A 23,404-nucleotide genomic window follows, 5' to 3' on the forward strand; every position below is an offset into this window, starting at 1 on the left:
ATTTCCGATATGGGAAACGGAGCCGACCGATCACGGCCAGCGATCCGATCGGGTTCGTCGCTGGTACCAGCGGTACGAGACGAACGAAGGCGACGGCTGGCCGTCTCTCGACTATCCGTTGTCACGCTTCCACCACCACCACCGTTCTCGAGTGGGCCGCCCGTCGTCGAACTCGCGTTCGACGCGACCGGCGACGTGACTCGACGGGTCGATCCGACGGGGCCCAAGGCGGGTGGCTCGGCGTCGAGCACGGGGGATTCAGACGGTCTCCCGTCCGTCAATGCCGGTGGGACCGGGACATCGGGACGGCAAACCGTCTCAGTCGCGTTTCGTCCGGTCGACGATCAGGTAATCGTCGATGTCGCTCAGACAGTGGGCGGGGACGACGATCTTTCCGTCGTCGTTCCTGTCGAACCCCCTGACGGTGTCGGCAGTTGGGGTAACGAGTACGTGTCGGAGCGCTCCGGTTTCGACGTTCATCGTCACGTTGTGAACCGTTCCGATCTCCGTTCCGTCTGCTCCCATCACTGGCGTCTCGGAGAGCGTGGAGGCGAGGACCGTTGTCATGCGAGTACACGTTCGGACAACAAGTCAATAAATTAATCGGACCATCGGGCGTCGGGTCACGAGTCGCCGTTCCGAGATCGGTTCACCGATCCGTGCCAGCCGATTACTCTTCTTCTTCCGGCGTGTCGGCTGCCTCGCTGTCGATCCGACGGCTGACGTCGACCTGGTAGTTCTCGAGGATATCCCGGCCGAGCAGGACCGGGTAGTCCATGTGGCTGCGGTCCTCGACGCTGGCCGTGACCGTATGCTGGTTGCCGCCGACGCCGACGACCACGTCGACGACGGGACGGCTTTTCGATTGCTTGCTGCTCCCGGATCTGATGCGGGTGATGGATTTGATCGGGCCGGCACCGATGTCGGCTGCGAGGCCGGTGTCGATGCTCGTCCGCGTCGCACCGGTGTCGGACTTCGCGAGCACCGATTTCGAGCCGCTGGTCCCCGAGAGGACGACCTCTTCGGTGTAGCCGATCACCGCGTGCTCCGTCTCCGTGGTCATCGCTGCGGGCTGGGCGGTCGGTCGGGAATCGTCGAGGACGGTCGATATATCTCGCACTCGGGAGTCGTCGACCTCGCCGCCTGCACGTTCGATCGCCAACTTCGCGATGTACGGTGCCGGGCTTACCTGTGTTGCCTCGTAGAGCCCTTTGAACCCTGCCGTCGGGTTGACCTCGAGGACGAACCAGCCTTCGTCCCCTTCGACGAGGTCGACACCCGCGTAATCGAGACCGACGATGTCGGCCGCCTTGCGGGCCATCTCGCGGGCCTCCTCGGGAAGATCCTCGGTCGCGTCCTCGACGGAGCCGCCGAGTGCGACGTTGGTTCGCCAGTCGTTGTCCGGCGCGTAGCGGTACATCGCGGCGACGACCTCGCCGCCGACGACGTAGACGCGCAGGTCGCGGTGGCGGACGTCTTCCATATCGACGAGTTCCTGCAGGAAGGCATAGCGGTTGCCCACCTTCGCGTTGATGGGATCGTCGGGGCCGACCTTCCACGTCCCGCCGCCGTGGGTCCCGATCGCAGTCTTGTACACCGCCTCTTCGCCGTACCGATCCCGTGCGGCGTTCAATCGATCGCCGCTGAGCGCGAGCGTGACGTCGGGCGTCCTGATATCGTTCGCCGCCAGTGCGGTCGCCGTCGACAGCTTGTGAATCGCAGTCAACACCGCGTTCGGTTCGTTGAGCGTCGGCACCAGCTGGGAGAACGTGTTCGCGAGCCCGAGTTCCTCCGCGGGCTGTTCGGTGTTCGACAGCAACATTCGATTCGCGATCACGTCGACGTCGGGCTCGAGGACGGGACTTCCGTCAGCGACGCTGACCGACGTGTTCTCGTTGCGAAGCCACTCGGTGTCGTGTCCGAGTTCTTCGACGGCGTTGAGAATCGCCTTGGTTTCCTTACTTGTATGAAGACTCAATACCCCGACGGTTACGGGATCGGCACCGGCCATACGGGATAAACGCCAACCCGTCGGATAAGTATTGGCAGTTCGGTCGGTTGTGACAGTCGCTCCCACCGGGTAAGTGTAATACGCCGTATGTATCAGCTGATAACAGATCGAACCTGTCCCGGATCGACCAACCCGCTCAGCACGGCCAGGACGGCCCAGGTGATCGTGCCGACGGCGATCGCTCCGAACAACATGAGCAGGTTCGAAACCAACGGCGTCACCACGAGTACGGAGACGGCCATCACACCAGTGATCCCACAGATCAGTCCCGTCCTGCGGGCGATCCGCGCGACGTTCAGGCCGAGTTCGGTGTGGACGATATAGAGGTTGACCGCCACGTAGACCGAGTGCGTCGCCACCGTGGCGATCGCGGCACCGACGACCCCGATCGTCGGAATCAACACGACGTTCAACCCGAAGTTGGCGACGGCCGTCCCGCCTTTGGCCATCGCGCGTGCTCGAGCGCGCCCCAGATAATCCAAGCTATCGCTCGTCAGGTTCGTGATCGCCTGCAACACGACGAACCCGGCGAGGACCTGCAACACGGGTACCGCGGCCGCGTAGTCGGTTCCAAAGACCAGCGTCAGGAACGGCCTCGCGACGATCGCCAGGCCGACCGCCGCGGGGATGTAGAGCAACAGGACGTTCGTCAGCGACGTTTGGTAGATCTGCCGGGCGCTTTCGAGTTCCCCGGCGGCCTTCTGTTCGCCGAAGTTCGGTGAGATCGTAAACCCGAGCGATTCGGCGGGTGCGAGAACGAAGTCGGTGATCTGCTTCGCGAGGGTGTAGAACGCGACCGCCGCGGGATTGATGAAGAAACCGACCAGAACGATATCGATCTGTTTGTCGATGACGTTCGCGCTCTGTGTCGCCGTCAGCGGGACGCTGTACTCGAGCAGCCTGCGCGAGAGCCCCTCCTCGTATTCCTCGGCCGTCTCGTACCGTCTGTAGAATCCATAGTAGAGGATTCCGACTCCGATCGCAGCGGCGATGGCGTAGCCGACGATGTAGCCGAAGAACGCGCCGAGCGCGCCGAGGCCGGCGAGGACGAACGCGACGGCGAAGACGAGCCTGCCGATCCCGCTGACGGCCTGAACGATGGCGCTGTAGCCGAGGTGATTGAATCCCTGGAGTGCGACCTGCGAAAACGTGCTCGCGGAAAACGCCAGGAGATAGAGGGCCCCCGCTGCGAGAAACGGGACGGCTCCCGGCTCACCGAGCGCGAGCGCGAGCCGCTCGTGAAAGAGCACCAGCACGTACCCGACGACCGTGATCAACACGAGTTTCGCCGTAACCGTCGTTCTGAGTAGGTGTGGTACCTGTCCGGGATCCGTCTCCCGGTACTCGGAGATGTACCGCGCGACGGACCGCGAGAGCCCGAGATCCGCGAACAGTTGGATGATCGCCAACACACCGATGGCCCAGTACAGCGCGCCGTAGCCGTCCGGATCGAGCAGATACCGTGCCAGGACGAAGAGTAAGAGCGCGCTCGAGAGCATGTAGGTCGCGCGCGCAATGAGCGTTGCTTTGAAGCCGTCGACGATGTGGTCCTCCCTGTTCATAGTTCGGCGATGGGACACTCGTGACTGTCGACGCAGCGGTCGAAAGCGGCCAACGTACTCGTCGAATCGGGCGATCGATCAATTGTAATGGGGGGACAACAGCGCGAAGGCACACGTAACAGGACCGAGGACGGCCGGCCGCCGGACCGGACCGTTCTGCCGGGGAAATCCCGGTACGAGCGGGTACAGACTGGGCTGTAGCGTCACCTAACTAGCCGAACGGCGTCCGTACAGCAGGCAAACTGCCCGTACGGAGTGGAACTGGCGGACCAAACGACGAGAAAGAGGGGAACTGGCGGCTCGACCCTACAGGTACGACGAGTCCCACCGCGTCGCTTTCCGCCGGTTGCCGCAGTTGTTACACTCGATTCGCCCCATCGCGTCCATCGCGTTGTCGATCGAGTCGCAGTTGCCACAGAACCAGGCGTACTGGTCGTGTCGGTCCTCGCTCTTGTAGGCCGTGTAAAACGGCGATCGACTCCCGCGGGCGGCCTCTCCGTAGCTCACGTAGATCGTCTCGCCGTCGACCGTGAGCTCGTCGATCGCGCCCCATTCGCCGTCGTCGTCGAGGTCGCACTCGATGTAGACGTTCTCGGTAAACGTTTCGTCGCCGATCTCGACCTCGCGCTGGCCGGCCTGCTCGAAGCCGTGGTTTCGGTAGAACTCGTTGCCGCCCTCGTTGTCCGCGAGGACGAAACACTGGATCCCCGTCGCGCCCTCCTCGAGCAACCGCTCGCGAGTGCGAACGAGCAGTCGCACGCCCGTTCCGCCGTCGCGGTGGTCGGGGTGGACGTGCAGCCAGAGGAGGTGGCCGATGGTAGCCGGCTGGCCGACGAGTTCGCTCTGGGAGAAGCCGGCGATCTCGCCGTCGCGTTCGACGACCAGAAAGAGCGACCGGTCGTCGGCGAGTTCGTCGGCGATGGAGTCACCGTACCACTGCTCGATCGCATCGTCGATGGTCGCTTCCTCGAGGAAGGCCGTGTACGTGGAGTTGAGCGAATCGTGAGCGATCGAGCGAATCGCTTCGACGTCGGCGTCGGTGGCCTCTCGAATTTCCATGGGGGAGTGTAACACTGCCAGATACAAAACGTATGCCCACAGTCCCAGATTTTGCTTGCCGGTGTTCGATCGAACGCGGCGTTCTCCGGAAGAACCGACATGTTGAGGATGCGTGCACGCGTAACAGGGGCACCCCCGGAGCTACCCAAGGGAGAAGATTCACGGTGGTTGCCCCGGAGAAGGGTATATGACCGACAACGCGGCCAGCGAGCCACCCGATCAGTCGGATAGCTCCGAACCGATGGCGGAGGCGTTCACGTACAACGGGGGTCGAGTCGACCCCGGCGAGTCGGCGAACATCCGCTATGGAATCAGCGAAACGTATCTCGGCGATCCCGTCAGAATCCCCGTGACGGTGATCAACGGCGAGCAACCGGGGCCGACCGTGTTCCTCTCCGCGGCGGCCCACGGCGACGAATTGAACGGCATCGAGGTCGTCCGGGAAGTCGCCCACGACTGGGATCACTCGATTCTCCACGGGACGCTCGTTTGCCTCCCCGTGATGAACGTTCCCGGATTCCTCGCTCAGGAGCGGTATCTGCCGATCTACGACCGGGACCTGAACCGATCGTTCCCCGGCCGCGAAGGATCGACCAGCGCCAGGCGGATGGCCCACCAGATCTACACGAACTTCATCGAGCCCTGTGACATCGGGCTCGACTTCCACACCTCGACGCGCGGACGGACGAACATGATCCACGTCCGGGCGAACATGGAGCGCTCCAACGTAGCCCGCCTCGCCAAGGCGTTCAGCTCCAACGTCATCATCGCGGGCGAAGGGCCCTCGGGCACGCTCCGCCGGGAGGCGACCGAGGCCGGGATCCCCACGATCACCATCGAGATGGGCGAAGCCCACCGGTTCCAGCGACGCCTGATCGACCAGGCACTCACCGGCGTCGCGAGCGTACTCGCCGAGTTCGGGCTCCATCGGGACTCCTCGGTCCACTGGCCCGGCTGGCGAACCGTCATCGACGACGACAACGAGAAGACCTGGCTTCGCGCGGACGCTGGCGGCATCGTCGACATGAAACGCGGCCGCGGTGCGCTCGTCGAGGAGGGGGAGGTCATCTGTACGATCACGAACCCGTTCAAAGAGGAGGAGGACATCGTCACCGTCGAGGCACCGTTTACCGGCCTCATCGTCGGCGTCCTCGAAAACCCCGTCGTCTACCCGGGGAACCCGCTCTGTCACCTCGTCGGCCTCTCGCCGGATACACTCACCGCCCTCGAGCGCGAGCGGCTGACGGAGCGATCGCGGTCGGAACTCCGGCGAAACGACTGACCGATCGCCGGGTCCCCACGCTCGGTGGCTGCCTTCCGAACCCGTTCGGGAGTTCGTCACACGAACTGATTTCTTTCTGTAGGGATTCGTCGGGAGGGAAACCGAGTTGGGCGAGATAAAAGTAACTTCTATACCGCCACGGTCAAACGGTCCACATGAGCGCATGAGTCAGTCTTACAATCGCGGTCTCATCGAGGACTTCGGTCGCTGGAAGGAGTTCTCGGCCGGCATGTGGGCGTGGATCTTCCACAAGTTCACCGGATGGGTCCTGATCGGCTACCTGTTCACCCATATCGCCGTGCTGAGTACGTCTATCGGCGCAGCAAGTGAAAGCACGGATGTCATCCAGGCACAAAACGACGTCTACACCACGACGCTACAGGGACTCGAGGGCCTGTTCCTGATCCGATTGCTCGAGATCGGTCTGCTCGCGGTGGCCGTCTTCCACATCCTGAACGGCCTCCGCCTGCTGATGGTCGATCTCGGGATCGGGCTCGAGTCACAGGACAAGAGTTTCTACGCCTCGCTGGTGTTGACGGGCGCGATCACCGTCGCGAGCGTCCCGACCTTCCTCACGGGGGTGACGCTCTAATGGCGGAACGATACTCCTCGTTTACGCCCGGTGGCACCGGCTGGTTCCTCCAGCGAATCACGGCGGCGTTTCTCGTCGTCGTTCTCGCCTTCCACTTCTTCCTCCTCCACTTCGTCAACCACGCGTACGAGGTAACCTTCTTGCAGACGCAGGTCCGAATGCAGAACATCGGGTATTTCCTCACGATGGTCCTGTTTCTGGTGACCGCCGCGTTCCACGGCGTCAACGGCGTCTACAACGCTCTGGTCAATCAGGGCCTCGAGGGAACCCAGAAGAAGGTCGTGCTGGCGGTGCTGACCATCGCCGGCGTCGGACTCGTCGCACAGGGAATCTACGTCGCACTCACGATGAACGGGATGATCTAACATGAGTACACAACAAGCCGAACCCGAGAGCCAGGAGGCACCGGAAGATCCGGAGATGAAAGGCGCGGAGTCGCCCCAGGAGCGGCGACTCGAGGAGAAAGACGACGGGATGGTCGACGAACGCGCCGAGAAAACGGCCGAACTCGAGGGGGAGACGGTCCTCATCAAGGTGTTCCGTTACGACCCTGAGGTCGCGGACAAGCAAGAGCCCCGGTTCGACGACTTCCACGTGCCGTTCACCAAGGGGATGACCGTCCTCGACGCGGTCATGTACGCGCGTGACGAGTACGACTCCTCGCTTACCTTCCGTCACTCCTGTCGGCAGGCCGTCTGTGGTTCCGACGCCTTCTTCGTCAACGGCAGGCAGCGGCTGGGTTGCAAGACCCAGATCTCGGACCTCGAACAGCCGGTTCGCATCGAGCCGCTTCCCCACCAGGAGGTCGTCAAGGATCTGGTCGTCGACATGGACCACTTCTACGACCAGATGCATACGGTCGAACCCTACTTCCAGGACGAGGACACGCCGCCCGTCGAGGACCTCGAAGAACAGCGCCAGAGTCCGGAAAACCGCGAGAAGATCAAGATGTCCTCCCGGTGTATCTGGTGTGGCGCGTGTATGTCTAGTTGTAACATCGCGGCCGGCGACAACGAGTATCTGGGCCCCGCGGCGATCAACAAGGCCTACAAGTTCGCGATGGACGACCGCGAGGGCGAAGAGATCAAAGAGCACCGACTCCGCATTCTCGAGCAGGAACACGGCGTCTGGCGGTGCCAGACCCAGTTCTCCTGTACCGAGGTGTGTCCGAAAGACATTCCGCTCACCGAGCACATTCAGGAGCTCAAGCGGGAAGCAGTCAAGAAGAACCTGAAATTCTGGTAACTATGCACGAACACGACGTTATCGTGGTCGGCGCCGGCGGCGCCGGCCTCCGGGCCGCGATCGCAGCGCACGAAGCGGGAGCCGACGTGGCGATGGTCTCGAAGCTCCACCCCGTCCGCAGCCACACCGGCGCGGCCGAAGGTGGCATCAACGCCGCGCTCCAGGAGGGTGACGACTGGGAACTCCACGCCTACGACACCATGAAGGGGTCGGACTACCTCGGCGACGCGCCGGCAGTCGAGACCCTCGCTCAGGACGCCCCCGAAGAGACGATCAACTTAGAGCACTGGGGGATGCCCTTCTCCCGCGAGGAGGACGGCCGGGTCTCCCAGCGACCGTTCGGCGGCCTCTCGTACCCGCGGACGACCTACGCCGGTGCGGAGACGGGACACCACCTGCTCCACACCATGTACGAGCAGGTCGTCAAGCGAGGTATTCAGGTCTACGACGAGTGGTACGTGATGGACCTCGCGACGACCGACGAAGCCGACCCCAACGACCGCGAGTGTCACGGCGTCGTCGCCTACGACGTTCAGTCCGGACAGATTGAAGGCTTCAAGGCCAACCAGGGCGTCGTCCTCGCGACCGGCGGCCCCGGGCAGGCGTTCGACCACACCACCAACGCCGTCTCCTGTACCGGCGACGGCCACGCGATGGCCTATCGCGCGGGTGCACCGCTCGAGGACATGGAGTTCATCCAGTTCCACCCCACGTCGCTGCCGTCGACGGGCGTCCTCATCTCCGAGGGGGTCCGCGGCGAAGGCGGCATCCTCTACAACAGCGAGGGCGAGCGGTTCATGTTCGAACACGGCTACGCGAACAACTCCGGCGAACTCGCTTCGCGGGACGTCGTCGCCCGCGCCGAGCTCACCGAGGTCGACGAGGGCCGGGGCGTCGAGGACGAGTACGTCCACCTCGACATGCGCCACCTCGGCGAGGAACGCATCATGGACCGCCTCGAGAACATCCTCCACCTCGCGGAGGACTTCGAGGGCGTCGACGGCCTCGTCGAGCCGATGCCGGTCAAGCCCGGCCAGCACTACGCGATGGGCGGCATCGAAGTCGACGAGAACGGCCAGACCTGCGTCGACGGCCTCTACGCCGCCGGCGAGTGTGCCTGCGTCTCCGTCCACGGCGGTAACCGACTCGGCGGGAACGCCCTGCCGGAACTGATCGTCTTCGGCAAGCGCGCCGGCCGCCACGCCGCCGGCGACGACCTCGGCGAGCCGAAGATTCGGACCGGCTACGGCGACGACGTCGAGGACGAAACGGAGACCGAACTCCCCGTCGCGCCAGGCGAAGCGGGACTCGGCACGAGCGGCGGCGTCGCCGCGGACGGCGGCGTCACTGCCGACGCCGAGGGGATTCTCGAACGAACCGTCGAGACGGCTCGCGAGCGCGTCGACCGCCTGATGGACAAAGACGACGGCGTCCAACACGCCGAAATCCGCGCGAAACTCCAGCAGGCGATGACCGACTACGTCAACGTCTTCCGAACCGAGGAGGGCGTCAAGAAGGCCCTGAAGATCATCCGCGAGTGCCGCCAGGAGTACCAGGACGTCTACGTCGACGATCCTTCCCGGACCTTCAACACGGACCTCCAGCAGACGATCGAGACGCGGAACCTGATCGACGTCGCGGAGTCGATCGCGCTCGGCGCGCTCGTGCGCGACGAGTTCCGCGGCGCACACTGGCGCAAGGAACACCAGGAACGCAAAGACGACGAGTGGCTCAAGCACACGCTCATCTCCTGGGACGACGGCGAACCCTCGATCTTCTACCGGCCGGTGATCCTCGAGGGACAGGAGAAGACCTACGAGCCGAAAGAGCGCAGCTACTGACGACGGCGCAGTCGTTTTCGTTTTCCAGTAATCGAACCGGTGCTCGCTGCGAGTAGAATCCCTTAAACCGTTTCCGACTCATGCCATCCGTATGAGTACCGTTTCACTGCTCGTCGTCGCGTCTTTCCTGGGCAACTCCGTTCTGGCCGGCCCGCTGCTGTTCATAGCGGTAGTGTTCTCGCCGGCGGCGGTCCTGCTGACGCTCTGGATCCTCATGCAATTCTTTTTCAGTAGCGAGTAAGCAGCCTGAGGACGCGGCCAGCGGACACTACTCGATCCCTACAGTCCGAGCACCTCGAGCAGATCGACGCCGACATCGAAATACTCGATTATCCTGTAGCCGACGTAGATCCCGACGATTCCCATGATTCCGGGGAATTCAGGTGGTGCGGGGATCGGAACGTTGAAGAACCGGAACAGTGCGCCGGTCAACAACCCAGTTAGCAGCGCGAGAACGGTGATTTGCGTCGACATTGCGTGCGCTAGTGTTCCCGAGTGAGTCCACAAAAGCAGTCCGTCCGAGTCACCCCCGTGCAGCGAGTTTGCAATGTGTTAGCATGAACTATCCGTCACGACGATTGCCTATACCCGAGAACGGCCACTCGAGACACCAACTCGCAGTTCCGGCGGACATTCGACGATCGACGCATCTCGTCTCGACAAGCCAAGAAGCCGTCGTCCCGCCCGGTTTTCGACGATCGTTGTAGATGACTTTTATTATCGTCGAAAGACAGGCGTGGAGTATGAATCGAACAGCAACGACGGACCTCGACGTATCGATTCCAACCGATCTCGATTCCGCACGAGCGAAACTCGTCTACTTATACGTGGCTGCAGGGAACGGTGCAACCGCGGACGAACTCCGTGACGATCTGGCAGTCACGAAAGGGACGGTTCTCTCGATTACCGGCACGCTTCGGGAGCACGGGTATCTCGAGCAGCGAGACGGGCGGTACGAACTCGCCTGAGTGTGGGAACCGTCTAGATCGAACGGCCGGGAGCGAGTTCCGAGCGTTGCGAGGAACTCGCGACTCGGGGGAGGGCAGGCTCTTCACCGAAGCCCACCGCGAGTGAGCGAAGCGAACGAGCGGGCCGACGACCGATGTGGAGAGCGCGAAGCGCTCGGAACGGGGAGGAGTGCTCTCGTGAACGGAGTGAACGAGAGGTCAGAAGACGCGGAGCGTCTTCCGGTGCTTTTGATCGAAACTGAGCGGGATCGAAGATCCCGCGAGGTCGTCGGCGCTTCGCGCTCTTTTGAAGATTTCACCGAGGGAGCGGCGAAGCCGCGACCGCAGCGTAACATTTCGTTGTTAGAGCTCGATCCGCTCGACCAACTGCTCGTGGTTTTCGTTCGTGTTGAGCGCGACGATCCGGATCTGGTCTTCGAGCCCGGAATCCTCGAGTTTGGCCTTGAGGAGGTTGTCGACCTGGTAGACGCCGGCGGCGTTGGTCATCGCGATCTCGACCATGACTGGGGTGGTGTCGCCGGGCTGGAGCGAGACGCGCTTGATCGCCTGGCTCGAGAGGGTGTTGATGCCGCGACCGCCGTACTCGTAGGGGATCCGCGAGCGACCGCTTTCCATGTCGAGGGCGTCGGCGACGCGGATGACGCCCGCCTCGGTGGTCAGCGGCGTCTCGGCGGTGTGGTGACAGAGGATCGCGTGGAGGACTTCGCCTTTCATCCGGACGGTCTCGGCGACGTCGTAGAACTCGGGGAGGACTCGATCGAGGATATCAGCGGCCAGCGGGATCGAGTAGTAGGCGTGGCTATCGCGGTGGACGACGTGGCCGACGTCGTGTAAGGTGGCCGCAAGCGCGATGATGACCGATTCGTCCTCCTCGTCGAGCCCCTGCTGGCGCGCGCCGTTGAAATCGACGTCGCCCGCCTTGAGCAGGTCGTAGAGACACAGCGCCCGGTTGCGGACGATCTCGATGTGTTTCGTCCCGTGATCGTTGTACTGCATCCGATCGACCGCGTTGACGTTCTGTGCCTCGAGGTAGGTCGTGATCTCCTCGTCGTCTTCGATGAACTCGAGAACGGTATTCAGTTTGTCGTCGGGAAAGTCGTGATCGGCGTCGGGAGCATAGACACGGCGGGAGGCCTCATCGGCGGCAGAGTCGCTCATACGTGACCCTCGGTTGCTGACTAAAAAAGCCCTGCGACGGGGGCGAGAAAGGGTCGTCGTCGGTATCGACGCTGCGTTAGGAGAGGTCCTCGACCGCAGCCTGGACCTCGTCGTACTCGGGTTCGACGCCGGGGTCGTCGCTGACCCACGAGTACGCGATCTGGCCGTCACCGTCGACGACGAACACCGATCGCTTGGAGACACCGTAGACGCCGAGATCGGCGAAGTCCATCGCGATCCCGTAGTCGTCGATGACGTCCTGGTTGTAGTCACTGAGCAGGCCGAACTCGAGGTCGTTTTGCTCGCGGAACTCGTTGAGCGTGAACGGCGAGTCGCGGCTGACCCCGTAGACGGTGGCATCGAGATCGTTGAAGCCGGCCAGTCGGTCCTGGAACGCACACATTTCGGTTGTACAGACGCTGGTGAACGCACCGGGGAAGAACGCGAGGACGATCGGTGCTTCCGCCTCGAGGCGCTCCGACAGCGAAAACTCCTCGATGTCGCCGTTTGCGAGCGGTACGGTGAAGTCGGGGGCAGCGTCTCCAGTTGTTACCATCGACCGATCGTTGTGTGCAAGCCGGAAAGACAGTTTCGTTTGCGGAACAGTTCGGGGCTCGACGAGATACCCGCCGGTGGAGTCGACTGGAATCGTGACAGGACTCACGCCAGATCGACAGTCCCCGTGCCCGCATTGGCTGTGGGCCGTCGAAACGCGGCGACGTGTGTGCGTTCCCCCGACGGGTACGTACGAGCGACGACACGCCGAAGTACGTGCCAGCGGCGATACTACGGCGGAACCGACACGTCGGCCCTCGCCTCGCAGGTCTCGTCTCGCGCTCGCAACGTCGCGACGGCGGTATACTCCCCCGGCACCGGATCGGACCACTCCGCTTCGTAGGTCGTCTCGTCACCCGGCGCGAGGGTTTCGGAACTGAGCATCTGTGCGAATACCCGCCCATCGCTGAACCGCCAGACTTCCTCGTCGCCGTCCTCGAGTACGAACTCCGCGTTGCAAGCGTCCGAAAACTGGAGCGTGACTCGTTCGGTGCCCGAATTGGTGACGGTGAAGACGAACAACACGGCGTCTCTGGGATCGTCGCCCGCCGTCTCGAGCGTTCCCTCGAGGGTCATGTCGGGGCATTCGACCCCTTCGCGGATAGGTCTTCCCTCGGCCGAGTGATCGGCCATGGCAGCGGCCGGCCGTCGCCGGAGAGCGCTACGTCTATCCGTCCCTGGTCCCTACCTGCCCCCGTGCAACTGGTCGGCTACGAGCCGAGCGGACGGGGATCGTCGCTGCTGGTGAGCTCCGGCAGTGGCGACGTCGACCGCCGTCCGCTCGAGCCCGGAGACGACCTCGCCTACGCCCTCGGAGACCGCCACTGTGCCGGGACCATCGACGACGGCGAACACGTCTCCTGTAACCGGCCGTCGACACCCTACTGTGAGTATCACACGAGCACGTGGGTCTGTGCCCGCTGTACCGGCACCTGCCTGAAAGACGAGATGGACTGTTACGAGGACCACGCGGTCTACATCGCGGCCTTCGCTCCCGACACGTTCAAGGTCGGCGTCACGAAGCACCGACGCCTCGAAACCCGCTTGCGTGAACAGGGCGCGGATCGTGGAGCTCACGTCCATACCGTCTCGAACGGCCGGATCGCCCGGGAGCTCGAGGCCGAAATCGCGACGCAGTTGGTCGACCGCGTTCGAACGGGGCCGAAGGTCGCGTCGCTCGCGGCGACGGTCGACGAGCCCGCCTGGACGTCCGTCCTCGCGGAGTTCGACGTGATCGACCGGTTCCGATTCGATTACGGGATCGACCTCGAGGCTCGACCGGTCCGTGAGACGATCGCGTCGGGACGGGTCGTCGGCGTCAAGGGACGGCTGTTGGTCCTCGAGAACGGCGGGACGACCTACGGCGTCGACATGCGGGATCTGGTCGGCCACGACATCGAAGCGGGACGGACGGATCGCGACCTCCAGTCGTCACTTGGGTCGTTCGGATCGCAGCCATAGTCCGGGGAGTCGGCTCGCAGCGATCGTTTCCAACGGCGATCCCCGAGGGGGAATCGTGTCACGATAGCAACCGGCACGGTCATCCGAGACATGGCAACCCTTTTCCCCGACGCAACAGAATCCGTTGGTATGACGGACGAAAACGAATCCACCGACGAAAACGCAGGCGACGACAGCGAGGAGAAATCCTTCCGCGAGCGAGTCGAGGAAATCCGCGAGAAGCGAGCCGAAGAAGGTGAGGGCGAAGGAGAACCCCCCGAAAGCCCGTTCGGCGGCGGCGGTGGCGGCCCCGGTGGCATGGGTGGCAACCCGTTCGCGCAGATGATGGGCGGGATGATGGGCGGTGGCCCCGGTGGCCCGGGTGCGGGCGGTCCAGGCGCGGGCGGGCCGGGTGCGGGCGGCCCCAGCGCCAAGGAGGAGAGCAACGAGGAACTCGTCCGCGAAGTCCGACAGCTCCGGGACGAAATGCGTGACCAGACCCGTGCGCTAAAGCGCATCGCCGACGCGCTCGAGGACCAGTAACGACGACCCGTTCCGTTTTGCAGCGTTTTCGCTCACGACCAGTGAGACAGCCCGGATCGACGGGGCTCACTGTCTGGCCCGAAGCCGGCCCTGATCGTCGTATCTGAACCCCGCCGCTTCGAACGCGGATTTGGCCGAACTGACGTCGACCTCCCCATCCGAGCCCAGAAACGGCGTTTCCGGGTCGTATCCGTCCCACTCGAGCTCCGCCGGCGTCCACTCGTCGGGGACCGGGCTCGCGATGGGGCGGGCACGACCGGCGAATATCTCGTCGCAGAGCCACTCCTTGTCGATCAGTTGTGCGACGACGCGACGGAACTGAAAGTTCCCGAACGGCGGTTTGCGCGTGTTGAACCCGAGGAAGTAGAACGTCCACGAGGGGGACTCGAGCAGGCGAACGTCGTCCGATTCGGTGACGGTATCGACGAGGGAGGCACGCAGCGGCAGACTCGTGACGTCGGCAGTCCCCTCCTGGACGACCCGAGCCGCCCCCGTGCTGTCCGGATGGATCCTGAAACGGCACTCGTCGACCGTCGGCTCCGGAAGATCGACGTCCAGGCGGCGGGTGAAGTGGTCGTCGAACCGCGTGAGTACCAGCAAGTCACCCTCGGTTCGCCGTTCGAACCGGAAGGGGCCGCTCCCGATCGGGGGAACGTTGTTGGCAACGACGCCTTCGGTAGTGCCCTGGGCGATAGTCGGTCCACCGGGACCCATCACGTCGCCCGCTCGCTCCCGCCAGACGTGTGCAGGCAGGATCGGCACGAGAAACGCGCGTTCGCCGACCGTGCGGTTCGTATCCATCGTCATCTCGAGGCGGCTGCCGTGAACGACATCGATCGTCTCGATCGCGTCGGCTTGGGCTCGAAACCGGGGGGCAGGAGAGGGAGCTTCGTGATTCCCGAGGGAGAGATCCTGCAGGAACCGATAGGTAAAGGCGACGTCGCCTGCAGTGACCGGTTCACCGTCGTGGAACGTACAGTTCTCGCGCAGGTCGACGCTAACCGTGTTATCATCCCACTCCCAGGAACTGGCCAGCCACGGCTGGAGTGCGTTCGTCCCGTTTTGTGTCGCCACGGAGTCGTATACCAACTCGGTGATCGCCCCGCGACCACGGTAGTCGGCTGCGATCGGGTTGAGGTTTTCAGTCGGTCTCGAGTCCGTGTGTGCAACGTTCAGTCGTTCGGCGTCCGCTATCGGGTCGAGGCCGAGATAGCCGTGGCGTGTCGCGAGATGACCCGCCTCCCAGTCGTCGAACCGATCCGTTCTGACCACCCGATGTTCTTCGGGGATGCAGATCGGAACGAACGGCTGGTCAGTTGCGATCGCGTCGAGAACCTCGGTGACGACCTTGCGACGGTTGTCCCCGTCGGCGTTCCGTTGTGCATCGAGGAGTTCGTCGATATCCTGATCGGCGAATCCGAAGGGGTTTTGCCACCCCGATTCGTCGGCATACCGGGAGTACAACGCTTCGTAGAGGAAGTCGGGATCGGTTCCTCCCGGATGCCGACCGATGCAGATGTCGAACTCGTGATCGTACAGGACCGTGCGACGAAATTCGATTTCCGAGCGGACGTCGATGGAGGCGTCGATTCCGACCGCTTCGAAGGCGTCCTCGAGTCGACCGGCGATCCGAACGCCCTGTCTGTCGGCATCCGCTGGAAGCGTGGTGATCGTCACGGAGAGCTGTTTGATGTTGTCCGGCACGACGATGTCCCGAACCTGTCGAAGGCAGCCACTGGTCGAGAGTGTCGCTCCGGCCGTCGCCGCCAGCATCGCCCGGCGACTGAGGGGGCCGCGGTCGTCGCTGCGACTACGGTGGTTCGGGGCGGCCCGTCTCCTATTCATTTCGTTCGTTTATCATAGTGACGTGCCGCGATATAACAGTATTGCGCTCGACTCGAGCGAGGGCTCCTCGGGTCGATGGCCGTACGGACGCCGCTGGCGAGGCTCGATCGTCACTCGTTTCCGTTCGATCCCGGTATCCGATCCTCGAACTGCTGTAACCGGTCCCCGAGCAGTTCCGACAGCGACCAGCGACCGACGAGTCGATCCGAGAGCACGACACAGAGCGCCGCGAGCAACAGTCCTGCGACCACGTCGATCCCCCAGTGAATCCCCAGGAACATCGTCGAAATCGCGACGCTGGCCGCCAGTACGACGGCGAGTGGGAACCACTTCGGGAACGTCGATCGGGTTATCGCTGCGAACGTCGCGACCGTCGCCGACAGCGAGGTGTGCAACGACGGGAAGACGTTGGTGTTGCTGTTGACTTCCCGGGTCAGGTACTGATATTGCGGATTCGTATCGTATAGCATCGTTTCCGCGACTTCAGCCGGCATTACGTTTCGGGGACCGTACGCGATGACGAGAATGTAGAGGACGAGCCCGATGGCGTAGTTGAGCGCGTACGCCGTCAACAACCGCCGAAATATCCGTGTATCGGAGAGGGTAAAGTAGAGGATGACCGGGAAGATCAGCAGGAACGTATAGCCATAGACGTAGATACTCGAGAAGTATGCGGTCGTCTCCGGGTTCGCGATCGACTGGAAGATCAGGATGAACTCCCCCTCGATATTGTAGAACGTCGCAGTCAGATGGTGTCCGACCTCTCGGGAGAGTCGCGGCGCTTGCTGCCTGGCGACCCGATTGATCAGCAAGACCACGAGCAACACGGCGATCGTCGGCGCGGTCGTCCTGAGTCGGCTTCGCCACTCGGCGTGGGTTCGGACGAGGCGCTCACGGCCGATGAAAACGACGATCGAAATCGGGAGCAATAGCCCGATAACGATAACGAGCTGAGTCAGCACCTCGGCGAGCATCGCATCTACTAGCCCTCAAGCAGCCGCCCGTTATCATCGTACCGAAACCCGGCGCGCTCGAACGCTGCCTTCGCTGCCTCGACGTTGAGGTCGCCATCCGAGCTGGGGAACGGCGTCACCGGATCTTCACCGCCCCACTCGAGACTCGACGGGAGCCACTCGCCGGTGACCGGCGTCGCGGCGGGCGTCGCGTTCCCGTAGAACACCTCCTCGACGATCGCTTCTTTGTCGAGCAACTGTGTGATCGCCCGGCGGAAATGCGAGTTGCTGAACGGTGCATTGCGAACGTTAAATCCGACGTGATAGAAGGTTCGAGACGGCGATTGCAGCCGTTCGACGGCCGATGAATCGGGGATCGCGGGGAGCGAGTGGGTACTAAGCATCGACGCGGTCACGTCCGCATCGCTGTCCGCTACCCGGCCGATCGAAGCGGCGCTGCTCGGCTCGACGGTAAAGCGCAGTTCGTCGACGGTCGCCTCGGGCAACGCGACGTCGTCCCGTTGCGTGAAGTGCTCGTCGAATCGCGTGAGAACGAGGGACTCGTCCTCGGTCCGCTCGTCGAACTGGAACGGCCCGCTACCGACGGGCGGAATATTGTCCGCGGTAACGACGGCCCACTCTCCTTGCGGTGCAGTGAAGTCGCTGTCACTGGCGTACTGATTGACTCGCTCCCTCCAGACGTGTTCGGGCAAGATCGGAACGGTAAATGCCCGTTCGCCGACCGCTTGCTCGCCAGTGATAGTGATCGTCAACTCGTCGTCGCTCTCGACCGTGATCTCGTCGACGATGTCGACGTGACCCCGATACCGCGTCGCCGGTGACTGGATCGGGGCCCGTCCCAGCGACGTGTCCGCGAGGAAGCGGTACGTGAACGCGACGTCGTGGGCGGTCACGGGTTCGCCGTCGTGGAACTGACACTCCTCCTGAAGCGTGATCGTCGCCGTCCGCGTTGCCGGACGCTCCGATGTGGCGGTCGCTGCGTCCCCCGATTCTTCGGTCCACTCCCAGGACGTGGCGAGCCACGGTGTCACCTCGCCGCCGTGTTCGGTTCCCAACGAATCGTAGAGCAAGTCGATAGTCGTCCCTCGGTTCCGGAACGGCGCTGAAAGCGGATTGAGGTTCGTCGTGAGCCGGCTGTCGGTCACGAGCGCGTGGAGGTCGTCGACGTCCTCGGCCGGCTCGAGTCCCAGATAGCCGTATCGGGTGGCGATATCACCCTCTTCCCAGCCATCGAACCGATCGGTGCTGGCGACGCGATATTCGTCGGGAACGCAGATCGGTTCGAACGGTTTCTCGCGTGCCAGTCCCCACAGGATCGACTCGATGCGTCGGTTCCGTTTCTCGCCCTCGAGCTGACGCTGTTCCTCCAGGAGCCGATCGAAGTACAGACGGGTGAATCCGAAGGGGTTTTGCCACCCGGCTTCGCTGGCAAACGTCGAGTGGAGGCTCTCGTAGAGGAAATCAGGGTCGTAATCCGCCGGATGATGCCCGACGTAGATATCGAAATCGTGGTCGATCAGGACCGCGCTCAACATCTCCGATCGGGACCGCATATCGATCGAGACGCCGATTCCGACCTGCTCGAGGTGGTCCTTGAGTCGATTGGCGATTCTGACGTTCTGTCTGTCCGCGTCCGCTGGAACCGTCGTGATAGACACCGAGAGTTGATTGCTTCCGGCCTGCCCGACGACGCTTTGGACGCGATCGATACAGCCACCCGTGGTAACGGCGGCTCCCGTCGCTCCGGCGGCGAGGAACGAGCGTCTGCTGAGACCGGCGTCAGGTGGAGAGGGGGACCAATTCATAGCGGGTTGTAGCACCTCCTTTCATAGTATATATATCAATATTGCGTACTACAAGCAGCGACGTATAGGGTAATGAAAGTTTTCACTCACTGAGGGCATCGCCTTAATACCGGCTGTCGCCTGATATTAGGTCACACGGTTCCTGCCGTCCTCGAATCGCCCATCGGAACGAACGCAATAGGCCAAGAGGGAGCGAACTCGCGCCCATTGCCGGCACTGACGGTCACGGGGAGACGCTTGCTCCTCGCCGTCGGTTCTCCACAGCGATCCGATTCCGTCCCGGGAGCGCAACATCAATACGGCGACCGACGAAAAGACGGGTATGGACGTTGCCGCCGAGCGAATCGAACGGCTTCACGACCTCGCTCGAGCGGCGGCAGCCGACGGCGCGGACGATCGGGCTCGCTACTACGTTCGTCTCGCGCGGCGAGTCGCGGAGCGAAACCGACTGACGCTCCCACGGGAGTTCCGTCGATTTACCTGCGATCGGTGTGATGCGTACCTCCGGCCGGGAGCGAACGCTCGCGTCAGATTGCAGGACGGCCACGTCGTGATCACCTGTGATTGCGGTGCCCACGCCAGATACCCCTACGAGGAGTGAGCCACGCATCTGGCCAGTGTCGACGTGATCGGTCTCTCGAGTTGAAGCGTCCGAATCGGGAAGATTGAAGCCGCTTGATTCGTTACTCGGGGCCATGGATACACAGGAGCGCAAGCAACGAGCACACGATCTCGATGTGACCGTCTGGGTCGGGAAAAGCGGCATCGAGTCGGTGGTCGACGAACTCGACGCTCAACTCTCGGATCGGGACCTCGTCAAAGTGAAATTCCTCCGTGCTGCTCGAGCGGGAAGTTCGACCGAGGAGAAGGCGGCCGACCTCGCTGACCGCGTCGATGCCGAACTGTTCGAGACGCGGGGCCACACGGCAGTGGTCTACCGATGAGCGTCGGGGCCGGGTCCGCCCCGCTGCAGGCGACGGCGCTCGGTCCGATCGGCAGCGCACTCGAGAACGCGGGACTGACCGCAGCACAGGCCGGAACGGCCGAGGGAGCGATCCGGTTCGTCATCGCGCTGGTCGCGATCTGGGTCGTCGGCCGGCTCCTCGTCGTGCCACTCGTTACGCGGGCCATGAACAGGCGGGAGCTGGACGAACACGCCCAGAACCCGCTGTTGATGCTTACCAAGTTCGGCATCGCGTTTCTCGCGTTCGCGGTCGCGTTCGGCTTCGCTGGCTACGGGAGCTTCCTCGTCTCGATGGCGGGCATCGCGGCGGCCGGGGCGCTCGCGATCGGGTTCGCCATGCAGGACGTGATCGCTAATTTCGTCGCCGGCGTGTTCATCTACACGGACAAACCGTTCCGCATCGGCGACTGGATCGAGTGGGACGACGGCACGTACTCGGGCACCGTCGAGGACATCAGCCTCCGCGTGACCCGCGTGCGAACGTTCGACAACGAACTGCTGACCGTCCCGAACTCGGCGTTGACCGACGGCGTTCTCAAGAACCCCGTCGACGCCGACAAGCTCCGTCTGAAGTTCGTCTTCGGGATCGGCTACGACGACGACATCGACCGCGCAACCGAGATCATCGTCGACGAAGCCAAGCGCCATCCGGATATCATGGACGATCCCGCACCCTCCGTCCGGCTGACGGAACTCGGCGACTCCGACGTCGGCCTCCAGTCGCGGTTCTGGATCTCGAACCCCTCCCGCGCCGACTTCGTTCGGACACGCGGGGAGTACGTCACCGCAGTCAAACGCCGGTTCGACGAGGAAGGAATCGACATCCCCTACCCCGTCCGGACGCTCGAGGGCGGGCTCGCACTCGAGAGCGGCCAGAGCATCGTACAGCCGGCCGAATAACGCGACGAAACGGTTTCTCTTCGGCGACGGGAATTGCGTTCCCGGCGCGTGTCAAGGACTGGGGGCGACCGTCCGAAGACGGACAAGATCCAGAACACGGTTGTTAAGCCCGTCCGCCCGTAACGACGCCGTATGAGTCTCGAGACGATGCGGCCGAACCCGACCTGGGACGCGGCGTCCTACGAGGCGGCGGTCGAGACGCTCACGGCACACAACGACGAACTGCGATACAAGATCTGGGGCGGCGACTGGTGTAAGGACTGTCGCGCCCTGTTGCCCGATTTCGGCGCGGCCCTCGAGGCGGCCGCCGTCCCCGACGACCGAATCGAGGAGTTCGCCCTCGACGAGGACAAACAGGGGCCCGGCGTCGAGGAGTACGACATCGAGTTGATCCCGACGATCGTCGTCGAAGACGACGACGGCCGGGAGATCACTCGCTTCGTCGAGGAGGAGGACGTGCCTCCGGCCGTCTGGATCGCAGCGGAACTCGAGTCGGCGCTGTCATAGCGGAGCCGGTCGACGAGGAGCCGGCCGTGTCCCGCTGAGAGACTGTCAGTCCGACCGGCAACATGGTTTCATGCCGGTCGTCGGTGTGGGACGTGCTGGTATGTACGACAGCGGCGACGAGTCGATCGTGTCCCGACGGGCACTGTTGCGGGCGTCGGCGGGGACGGCCGCACTTGGGGCCGTCGGCAGTGTCCGAGCCGACGACAGTGGGGGCCGAGGTGAGACGGCCCGACGGTTCGATGGGGACTGTCCTGACGCGACCATCGAGCCCGGAATGACCCACTGCGAGGGGGCGAGCATGGACGGCTGTACGGACGACCACCCGGCGACGGTCGAACTGCAGTCGGCGGTCGCCGACGCCCTCGAGCGTCGGTATCCCGACGCGGACGCGCTGATCGATGCGGGGTTCAAGCCGTATTTCGACACGCTCGAAACGGAGGACGACAGCTGGTCACACTGGCTCAGTCCCACGTACATCGGGGACGACGCGGTGCTCGATCCCGAGCGGCCGGAGTCGGTCCTCGTCGACAACGACTCCTGGCGATCGATCGGCGTCATGTTCATTGCGACCGATGGCGGGGAGCCGGTCGAACCGCCGGCGGTCTACGGCACGGACGAGTCCGAGGAGCTGTGTTCGCCGTGGCACGCACATACGGGTCTTCCCGGACGGTTCGCGTGGTGGTACTACCGACAGGCCTACGAGCGCGATTTCGAAGAGGGAGACCTCGAGTTTCCCTGTCGGACGCCCTGTATGTTACACGTCTGGACCGTCGATCACCCAGCGAGCGTCTACGCACACGACGCGCCCCCGGCGGACGCTCGCGACCTGCCGCCCGCGGACGACCCCGCGTTCGAGACCGATGGAGTCCCCGGCGAGGACGAACTCGACTGGGACGTCCTGCCGGACGAACTGGTCCCGGAACGAACACCCGAGTCCATCGCCCGCCCGTTCGGGCTCGATCTCGGACGATAACGGCAACGAAAAACAGCAGTGCACGCTCGAGGGCGTGGTCCCCGCTGATCGACGTCTGGACGGGACCGTTACTCCACGCTCGAGCCGTCGACGCCGGTCTCGAGGTGCTCGACGCCGGTCTCGAGGTGCTCGACGCAGGCCTCGACGGGCGCGAGCACGTCGCTGGCGATGGAGTACGGATCGGTCTCGCCTTGCCGGACGGCTTCGGCGAGTTCGTCGACGCCGCCGCTGTCGGCGAGTTCCGTCTCGAGCAGGGAGTGGACGTCCTCTCGCAGCAGCGTGCGGATTTCCTCGGCGTAGCGCTGGCGGACCTTCTCCGCGCGGGTGCCCGAATCCACGAGGTACGTTCGGTGATTCGCGAGTTCGTCGATGAAGCGCTCGACGCCGGTCCCCTTCGTGGCGACCGTTTCGACGATGGGCGGGGTCCAGCTCTCGTCTTCGTCGTCTCCGTCGTCGGTGGCTCCCCAGTCGTCACCACCGCCGCCCATCGCACCGACGCCGTGGTGGCCGCCACCGCCGGGACCGCTCTCCTCGCCGAGGTGGACCATCTCCCGCAGTTCCTGGACGGTCCGGTCGGCTCCATCGCGGTCGGCCTTGTTGACGACGAAGACGTCGGCGATCTCGAGGATGCCCGCTTTCAGCGTCTGGATGTCGTCGCCCGACCCCGGCGGGACGAGCACGGCGACGGTGTCTGCAGTCCGGACGATGTCGATCTCGTTTTGCCCGGCACCGACGGTCTCGATGATGATCTTGTCCTTTCCGAAGGCGTCCATCGCCTTGACCGCGTCCGCCGTCGCCGTCGAGAGCCCGCCTAAGGTGCCTCTGGCGCTCATCGACCGGACGAAGACGTCCATGTCGCCGACCGTGGAGGCCATCCGGATCCGATCGCCGAGGACGGCCCCGCCGGTAAAGGGCGAGGAGGGATCGATCGCGATGATCCCGACCGTCTCGCCGCGGTCGCGGTACTCCTCTGCGAGCTTGTCGACCAGCGTCGACTTGCCCGCACCCGGCGAGCCGGTAATCCCGATCACGTCGGCGTCGCCCGTGTGGGCGTACAGTTCCGAGACGAGGTCGCGGTATCCCGGTGCCCGGTTCTCGATCTTCGAAATGACGCGGGCGAGCGCGCGGTGTTCACCCGCCAGTAACGCCTCGAGCAGCGATTCGTCGTCCGAATCCATGC

General features: G+C 63.7%; 26 protein-coding genes. 14 read left to right on the forward strand and 12 right to left on the reverse strand.

All coding sequences use genetic code 11. From position 1 onward, the window contains the following. Positions 1-318: 318 nt before the first annotated feature. The 4 genes from J0X27_RS03700 to J0X27_RS03715 form a co-directional block, all read right to left on the reverse strand. Positions 319-567, reverse strand: coding sequence for a PRC-barrel domain-containing protein (locus J0X27_RS03700; protein ID WP_207271107.1), 249 nt, complete (start codon positions 565-567; stop codon positions 319-321). Between the two features lie 103 nt (positions 568-670). Further along, positions 671-2,011, reverse strand: coding sequence for a RimK family alpha-L-glutamate ligase (locus J0X27_RS03705; RefSeq protein WP_207271108.1), 1,341 nt, complete (start codon positions 2,009-2,011; stop codon positions 671-673). 92 nt (positions 2,012-2,103) lie between these two features. Continuing rightward, on the reverse strand, positions 2,104-3,573 hold the full coding sequence (locus J0X27_RS03710) for a flippase (RefSeq protein WP_207271109.1): 1,470 nt from the start codon (positions 3,571-3,573) through the stop codon (positions 2,104-2,106). Between the two features lie 306 nt (positions 3,574-3,879). Then, positions 3,880-4,632, reverse strand: coding sequence for a GNAT family N-acetyltransferase (locus J0X27_RS03715; RefSeq protein WP_207271110.1), 753 nt, complete (start codon positions 4,630-4,632; stop codon positions 3,880-3,882). A 187-nt stretch (positions 4,633-4,819) separates the two neighbouring features. Between J0X27_RS03715 and J0X27_RS03720 the strand changes: the two genes are divergently transcribed. From J0X27_RS03720 to J0X27_RS03745, 6 genes are all read left to right on the forward strand, one after another. After that, on the forward strand, positions 4,820-5,914 hold the full coding sequence (locus J0X27_RS03720) for a succinylglutamate desuccinylase/aspartoacylase family protein (protein ID WP_207271111.1): 1,095 nt from the start codon (positions 4,820-4,822) through the stop codon (positions 5,912-5,914). 163 nt (positions 5,915-6,077) lie between these two features. Then, the gene (gene sdhC / locus J0X27_RS03725; RefSeq protein ID WP_207271112.1) at positions 6,078-6,506 is read left to right on the forward strand and encodes a succinate dehydrogenase, cytochrome b556 subunit; all 429 of its coding nucleotides are present in this window, start codon (positions 6,078-6,080) and stop codon (positions 6,504-6,506) included. Further along, the gene (locus tag J0X27_RS03730; RefSeq protein WP_207271113.1) at positions 6,506-6,871 is read left to right on the forward strand and encodes a succinate dehydrogenase hydrophobic membrane anchor subunit; all 366 of its coding nucleotides are present in this window, start codon (positions 6,506-6,508) and stop codon (positions 6,869-6,871) included. The genes sdhC and J0X27_RS03730 overlap by 1 nt, the downstream gene beginning before the upstream one ends. A gap of 1 nt (position 6,872) precedes the next feature. Continuing rightward, a complete protein-coding gene (locus J0X27_RS03735) occupies positions 6,873-7,751 on the forward strand; it encodes a succinate dehydrogenase/fumarate reductase iron-sulfur subunit (protein WP_207271114.1) in 879 nt (292 codons plus the stop codon). A gap of 2 nt (positions 7,752-7,753) precedes the next feature. Further along, entirely contained in the window at positions 7,754-9,592 is a 1,839-nt protein-coding gene (locus J0X27_RS03740) for an FAD-binding protein (RefSeq protein WP_207271115.1), read from the forward strand. Positions 9,593-9,683: 91 nt separating this feature from the next. After that, complete coding sequence (locus J0X27_RS03745; RefSeq protein ID WP_207271116.1) at positions 9,684-9,833, forward strand: hypothetical protein; 150 nt, start codon at positions 9,684-9,686, stop codon at positions 9,831-9,833. A 38-nt stretch (positions 9,834-9,871) separates the two neighbouring features. Here the strand turns inward: J0X27_RS03745 and J0X27_RS03750 are convergent, their stop codons facing one another. Next, complete coding sequence (locus tag J0X27_RS03750) at positions 9,872-10,066, reverse strand: XapX domain-containing protein (protein ID WP_207271117.1); 195 nt, start codon at positions 10,064-10,066, stop codon at positions 9,872-9,874. Positions 10,067-10,335: 269 nt separating this feature from the next. Between J0X27_RS03750 and J0X27_RS03755 the strand changes: the two genes are divergently transcribed. Continuing rightward, complete coding sequence (locus tag J0X27_RS03755) at positions 10,336-10,560, forward strand: helix-turn-helix domain-containing protein (protein WP_207271118.1); 225 nt, start codon at positions 10,336-10,338, stop codon at positions 10,558-10,560. Between the two features lie 342 nt (positions 10,561-10,902). Here J0X27_RS03755 and J0X27_RS03760 read toward each other — a convergent pair whose 3' ends face one another. The 3 genes from J0X27_RS03760 to J0X27_RS03770 form a co-directional block, all read right to left on the reverse strand. Continuing rightward, entirely contained in the window at positions 10,903-11,718 is an 816-nt protein-coding gene (locus J0X27_RS03760; protein WP_207271119.1) for an HD domain-containing protein, read from the reverse strand. Between the two features lie 76 nt (positions 11,719-11,794). Further along, positions 11,795-12,274 (reverse strand): redoxin domain-containing protein, encoded by a 480-nt coding sequence (locus J0X27_RS03765; protein WP_207271120.1) that lies wholly within the window; start codon positions 12,272-12,274, stop codon positions 11,795-11,797. Positions 12,275-12,504: 230 nt separating this feature from the next. After that, positions 12,505-12,849 (reverse strand): BsuPI-related putative proteinase inhibitor, encoded by a 345-nt coding sequence (locus J0X27_RS03770; protein ID WP_207271121.1) that lies wholly within the window; start codon positions 12,847-12,849, stop codon positions 12,505-12,507. Positions 12,850-12,969: 120 nt separating this feature from the next. Here J0X27_RS03770 and J0X27_RS03775 point away from each other — a divergent pair, with 120 nt between their 5' ends. Continuing rightward, complete coding sequence (locus J0X27_RS03775; protein ID WP_207271122.1) at positions 12,970-13,734, forward strand: DUF2797 domain-containing protein; 765 nt, start codon at positions 12,970-12,972, stop codon at positions 13,732-13,734. 129 nt (positions 13,735-13,863) lie between these two features. Then, positions 13,864-14,256, forward strand: coding sequence for a hypothetical protein (locus tag J0X27_RS03780; protein ID WP_207271123.1), 393 nt, complete (start codon positions 13,864-13,866; stop codon positions 14,254-14,256). Between the two features lie 66 nt (positions 14,257-14,322). Here the strand turns inward: J0X27_RS03780 and J0X27_RS03785 are convergent, their stop codons facing one another. From J0X27_RS03785 to J0X27_RS03795, 3 genes are all read right to left on the reverse strand, one after another. Beyond that, positions 14,323-16,101 (reverse strand): ABC transporter substrate-binding protein, encoded by a 1,779-nt coding sequence (locus tag J0X27_RS03785; protein WP_425491935.1) that lies wholly within the window; start codon positions 16,099-16,101, stop codon positions 14,323-14,325. A gap of 110 nt (positions 16,102-16,211) precedes the next feature. Then, a complete protein-coding gene (locus tag J0X27_RS03790; RefSeq protein ID WP_207271124.1) occupies positions 16,212-17,075 on the reverse strand; it encodes a phosphatase PAP2 family protein in 864 nt (287 codons plus the stop codon). Between the two features lie 8 nt (positions 17,076-17,083). After that, positions 17,084-18,880 (reverse strand): ABC transporter substrate-binding protein, encoded by a 1,797-nt coding sequence (locus J0X27_RS03795; RefSeq protein ID WP_207271125.1) that lies wholly within the window; start codon positions 18,878-18,880, stop codon positions 17,084-17,086. A gap of 322 nt (positions 18,881-19,202) precedes the next feature. Between J0X27_RS03795 and J0X27_RS03800 the strand changes: the two genes are divergently transcribed. The 5 genes from J0X27_RS03800 (at position 19,203) to J0X27_RS03820 (ending at position 22,224) form a co-directional block, all read left to right on the forward strand. Continuing rightward, a complete protein-coding gene (locus J0X27_RS03800) occupies positions 19,203-19,481 on the forward strand; it encodes a ribonuclease P protein component 4 (RefSeq protein WP_207271126.1) in 279 nt (92 codons plus the stop codon). 94 nt (positions 19,482-19,575) lie between these two features. Beyond that, complete coding sequence (locus J0X27_RS03805; protein WP_207271127.1) at positions 19,576-19,824, forward strand: YhbY family RNA-binding protein; 249 nt, start codon at positions 19,576-19,578, stop codon at positions 19,822-19,824. Continuing rightward, positions 19,821-20,744, forward strand: coding sequence for a mechanosensitive ion channel family protein (locus tag J0X27_RS03810; protein ID WP_207271128.1), 924 nt, complete (start codon positions 19,821-19,823; stop codon positions 20,742-20,744). Before J0X27_RS03805 ends, J0X27_RS03810 begins: the two co-directional genes overlap by 4 nt. A gap of 132 nt (positions 20,745-20,876) precedes the next feature. Beyond that, positions 20,877-21,251: a TlpA family protein disulfide reductase gene (locus J0X27_RS03815; protein ID WP_207271129.1), complete on the forward strand. Its 375-nt coding sequence runs from the start codon at positions 20,877-20,879 to the stop codon at positions 21,249-21,251. 100 nt (positions 21,252-21,351) lie between these two features. Continuing rightward, entirely contained in the window at positions 21,352-22,224 is an 873-nt protein-coding gene (locus J0X27_RS03820; protein ID WP_207271130.1) for a hypothetical protein, read from the forward strand. A 68-nt stretch (positions 22,225-22,292) separates the two neighbouring features. Here the strand turns inward: J0X27_RS03820 and meaB are convergent, their stop codons facing one another. After that, entirely contained in the window at positions 22,293-23,402 is a 1,110-nt protein-coding gene (gene meaB / locus J0X27_RS03825) for a methylmalonyl Co-A mutase-associated GTPase MeaB (protein WP_207272020.1), read from the reverse strand. Between the last annotated feature and the right edge of the window lie 2 nt (positions 23,403-23,404).

Origin of the sequence: Natrinema longum, from assembly GCF_017352095.1 — an archaeon.
In the GTDB taxonomy this organism is placed as follows: domain Archaea; phylum Halobacteriota; class Halobacteria; order Halobacteriales; family Natrialbaceae; genus Natrinema; species Natrinema longum.

What these genes read in the sequence shown, in the direction of transcription:
- J0X27_RS03815 (WP_207271129.1), top strand. Translation starts at nt 20,877, where the DNA reads ATGAGTCTCGAGACGATGCGGCCGAACCCGACCTGGGACGCGGCGTCC.
- J0X27_RS03755 (WP_207271118.1), top strand. Translation starts at nt 10,336, where the DNA reads ATGAATCGAACAGCAACGACGGACCTCGACGTATCGATTCCAACCGAT.
- J0X27_RS03750 (WP_207271117.1), bottom strand. Translation starts at nt 10,066, where the DNA reads ATGTCGACGCAAATCACCGTTCTCGCGCTGCTAACTGGGTTGTTGACC.
- sdhC (WP_207271112.1), top strand. Translation starts at nt 6,078, where the DNA reads ATGAGTCAGTCTTACAATCGCGGTCTCATCGAGGACTTCGGTCGCTGG.
- J0X27_RS03805 (WP_207271127.1), top strand. Translation starts at nt 19,576, where the DNA reads ATGGATACACAGGAGCGCAAGCAACGAGCACACGATCTCGATGTGACC.
- J0X27_RS03745 (WP_207271116.1), top strand. Translation starts at nt 9,684, where the DNA reads ATGAGTACCGTTTCACTGCTCGTCGTCGCGTCTTTCCTGGGCAACTCC.
- meaB (WP_207272020.1), bottom strand. Translation starts at nt 23,402, where the DNA reads ATGGATTCGGACGACGAATCGCTGCTCGAGGCGTTACTGGCGGGTGAA.
- J0X27_RS03795 (WP_207271125.1), bottom strand. Translation starts at nt 18,880, where the DNA reads ATGAATTGGTCCCCCTCTCCACCTGACGCCGGTCTCAGCAGACGCTCG.
- J0X27_RS03785 (WP_425491935.1), bottom strand. Translation starts at nt 16,101, where the DNA reads ATGAATAGGAGACGGGCCGCCCCGAACCACCGTAGTCGCAGCGACGAC.
- J0X27_RS03720 (WP_207271111.1), top strand. Translation starts at nt 4,820, where the DNA reads ATGACCGACAACGCGGCCAGCGAGCCACCCGATCAGTCGGATAGCTCC.
- J0X27_RS03760 (WP_207271119.1), bottom strand. Translation starts at nt 11,718, where the DNA reads ATGAGCGACTCTGCCGCCGATGAGGCCTCCCGCCGTGTCTATGCTCCC.
- J0X27_RS03710 (WP_207271109.1), bottom strand. Translation starts at nt 3,573, where the DNA reads ATGAACAGGGAGGACCACATCGTCGACGGCTTCAAAGCAACGCTCATT.
- J0X27_RS03820 (WP_207271130.1), top strand. Translation starts at nt 21,352, where the DNA reads ATGTACGACAGCGGCGACGAGTCGATCGTGTCCCGACGGGCACTGTTG.
- J0X27_RS03735 (WP_207271114.1), top strand. Translation starts at nt 6,873, where the DNA reads ATGAGTACACAACAAGCCGAACCCGAGAGCCAGGAGGCACCGGAAGAT.
- J0X27_RS03780 (WP_207271123.1), top strand. Translation starts at nt 13,864, where the DNA reads ATGACGGACGAAAACGAATCCACCGACGAAAACGCAGGCGACGACAGC.
- J0X27_RS03800 (WP_207271126.1), top strand. Translation starts at nt 19,203, where the DNA reads ATGGACGTTGCCGCCGAGCGAATCGAACGGCTTCACGACCTCGCTCGA.
- J0X27_RS03705 (WP_207271108.1), bottom strand. Translation starts at nt 2,011, where the DNA reads ATGGCCGGTGCCGATCCCGTAACCGTCGGGGTATTGAGTCTTCATACA.
- J0X27_RS03740 (WP_207271115.1), top strand. Translation starts at nt 7,754, where the DNA reads ATGCACGAACACGACGTTATCGTGGTCGGCGCCGGCGGCGCCGGCCTC.
- J0X27_RS03790 (WP_207271124.1), bottom strand. Translation starts at nt 17,075, where the DNA reads ATGCTCGCCGAGGTGCTGACTCAGCTCGTTATCGTTATCGGGCTATTG.
- J0X27_RS03770 (WP_207271121.1), bottom strand. Translation starts at nt 12,849, where the DNA reads ATGACCCTCGAGGGAACGCTCGAGACGGCGGGCGACGATCCCAGAGAC.
- J0X27_RS03765 (WP_207271120.1), bottom strand. Translation starts at nt 12,274, where the DNA reads ATGGTAACAACTGGAGACGCTGCCCCCGACTTCACCGTACCGCTCGCA.
- J0X27_RS03730 (WP_207271113.1), top strand. Translation starts at nt 6,506, where the DNA reads ATGGCGGAACGATACTCCTCGTTTACGCCCGGTGGCACCGGCTGGTTC.
- J0X27_RS03715 (WP_207271110.1), bottom strand. Translation starts at nt 4,632, where the DNA reads ATGGAAATTCGAGAGGCCACCGACGCCGACGTCGAAGCGATTCGCTCG.
- J0X27_RS03810 (WP_207271128.1), top strand. Translation starts at nt 19,821, where the DNA reads ATGAGCGTCGGGGCCGGGTCCGCCCCGCTGCAGGCGACGGCGCTCGGT.
- J0X27_RS03700 (WP_207271107.1), bottom strand. Translation starts at nt 567, where the DNA reads ATGACAACGGTCCTCGCCTCCACGCTCTCCGAGACGCCAGTGATGGGA.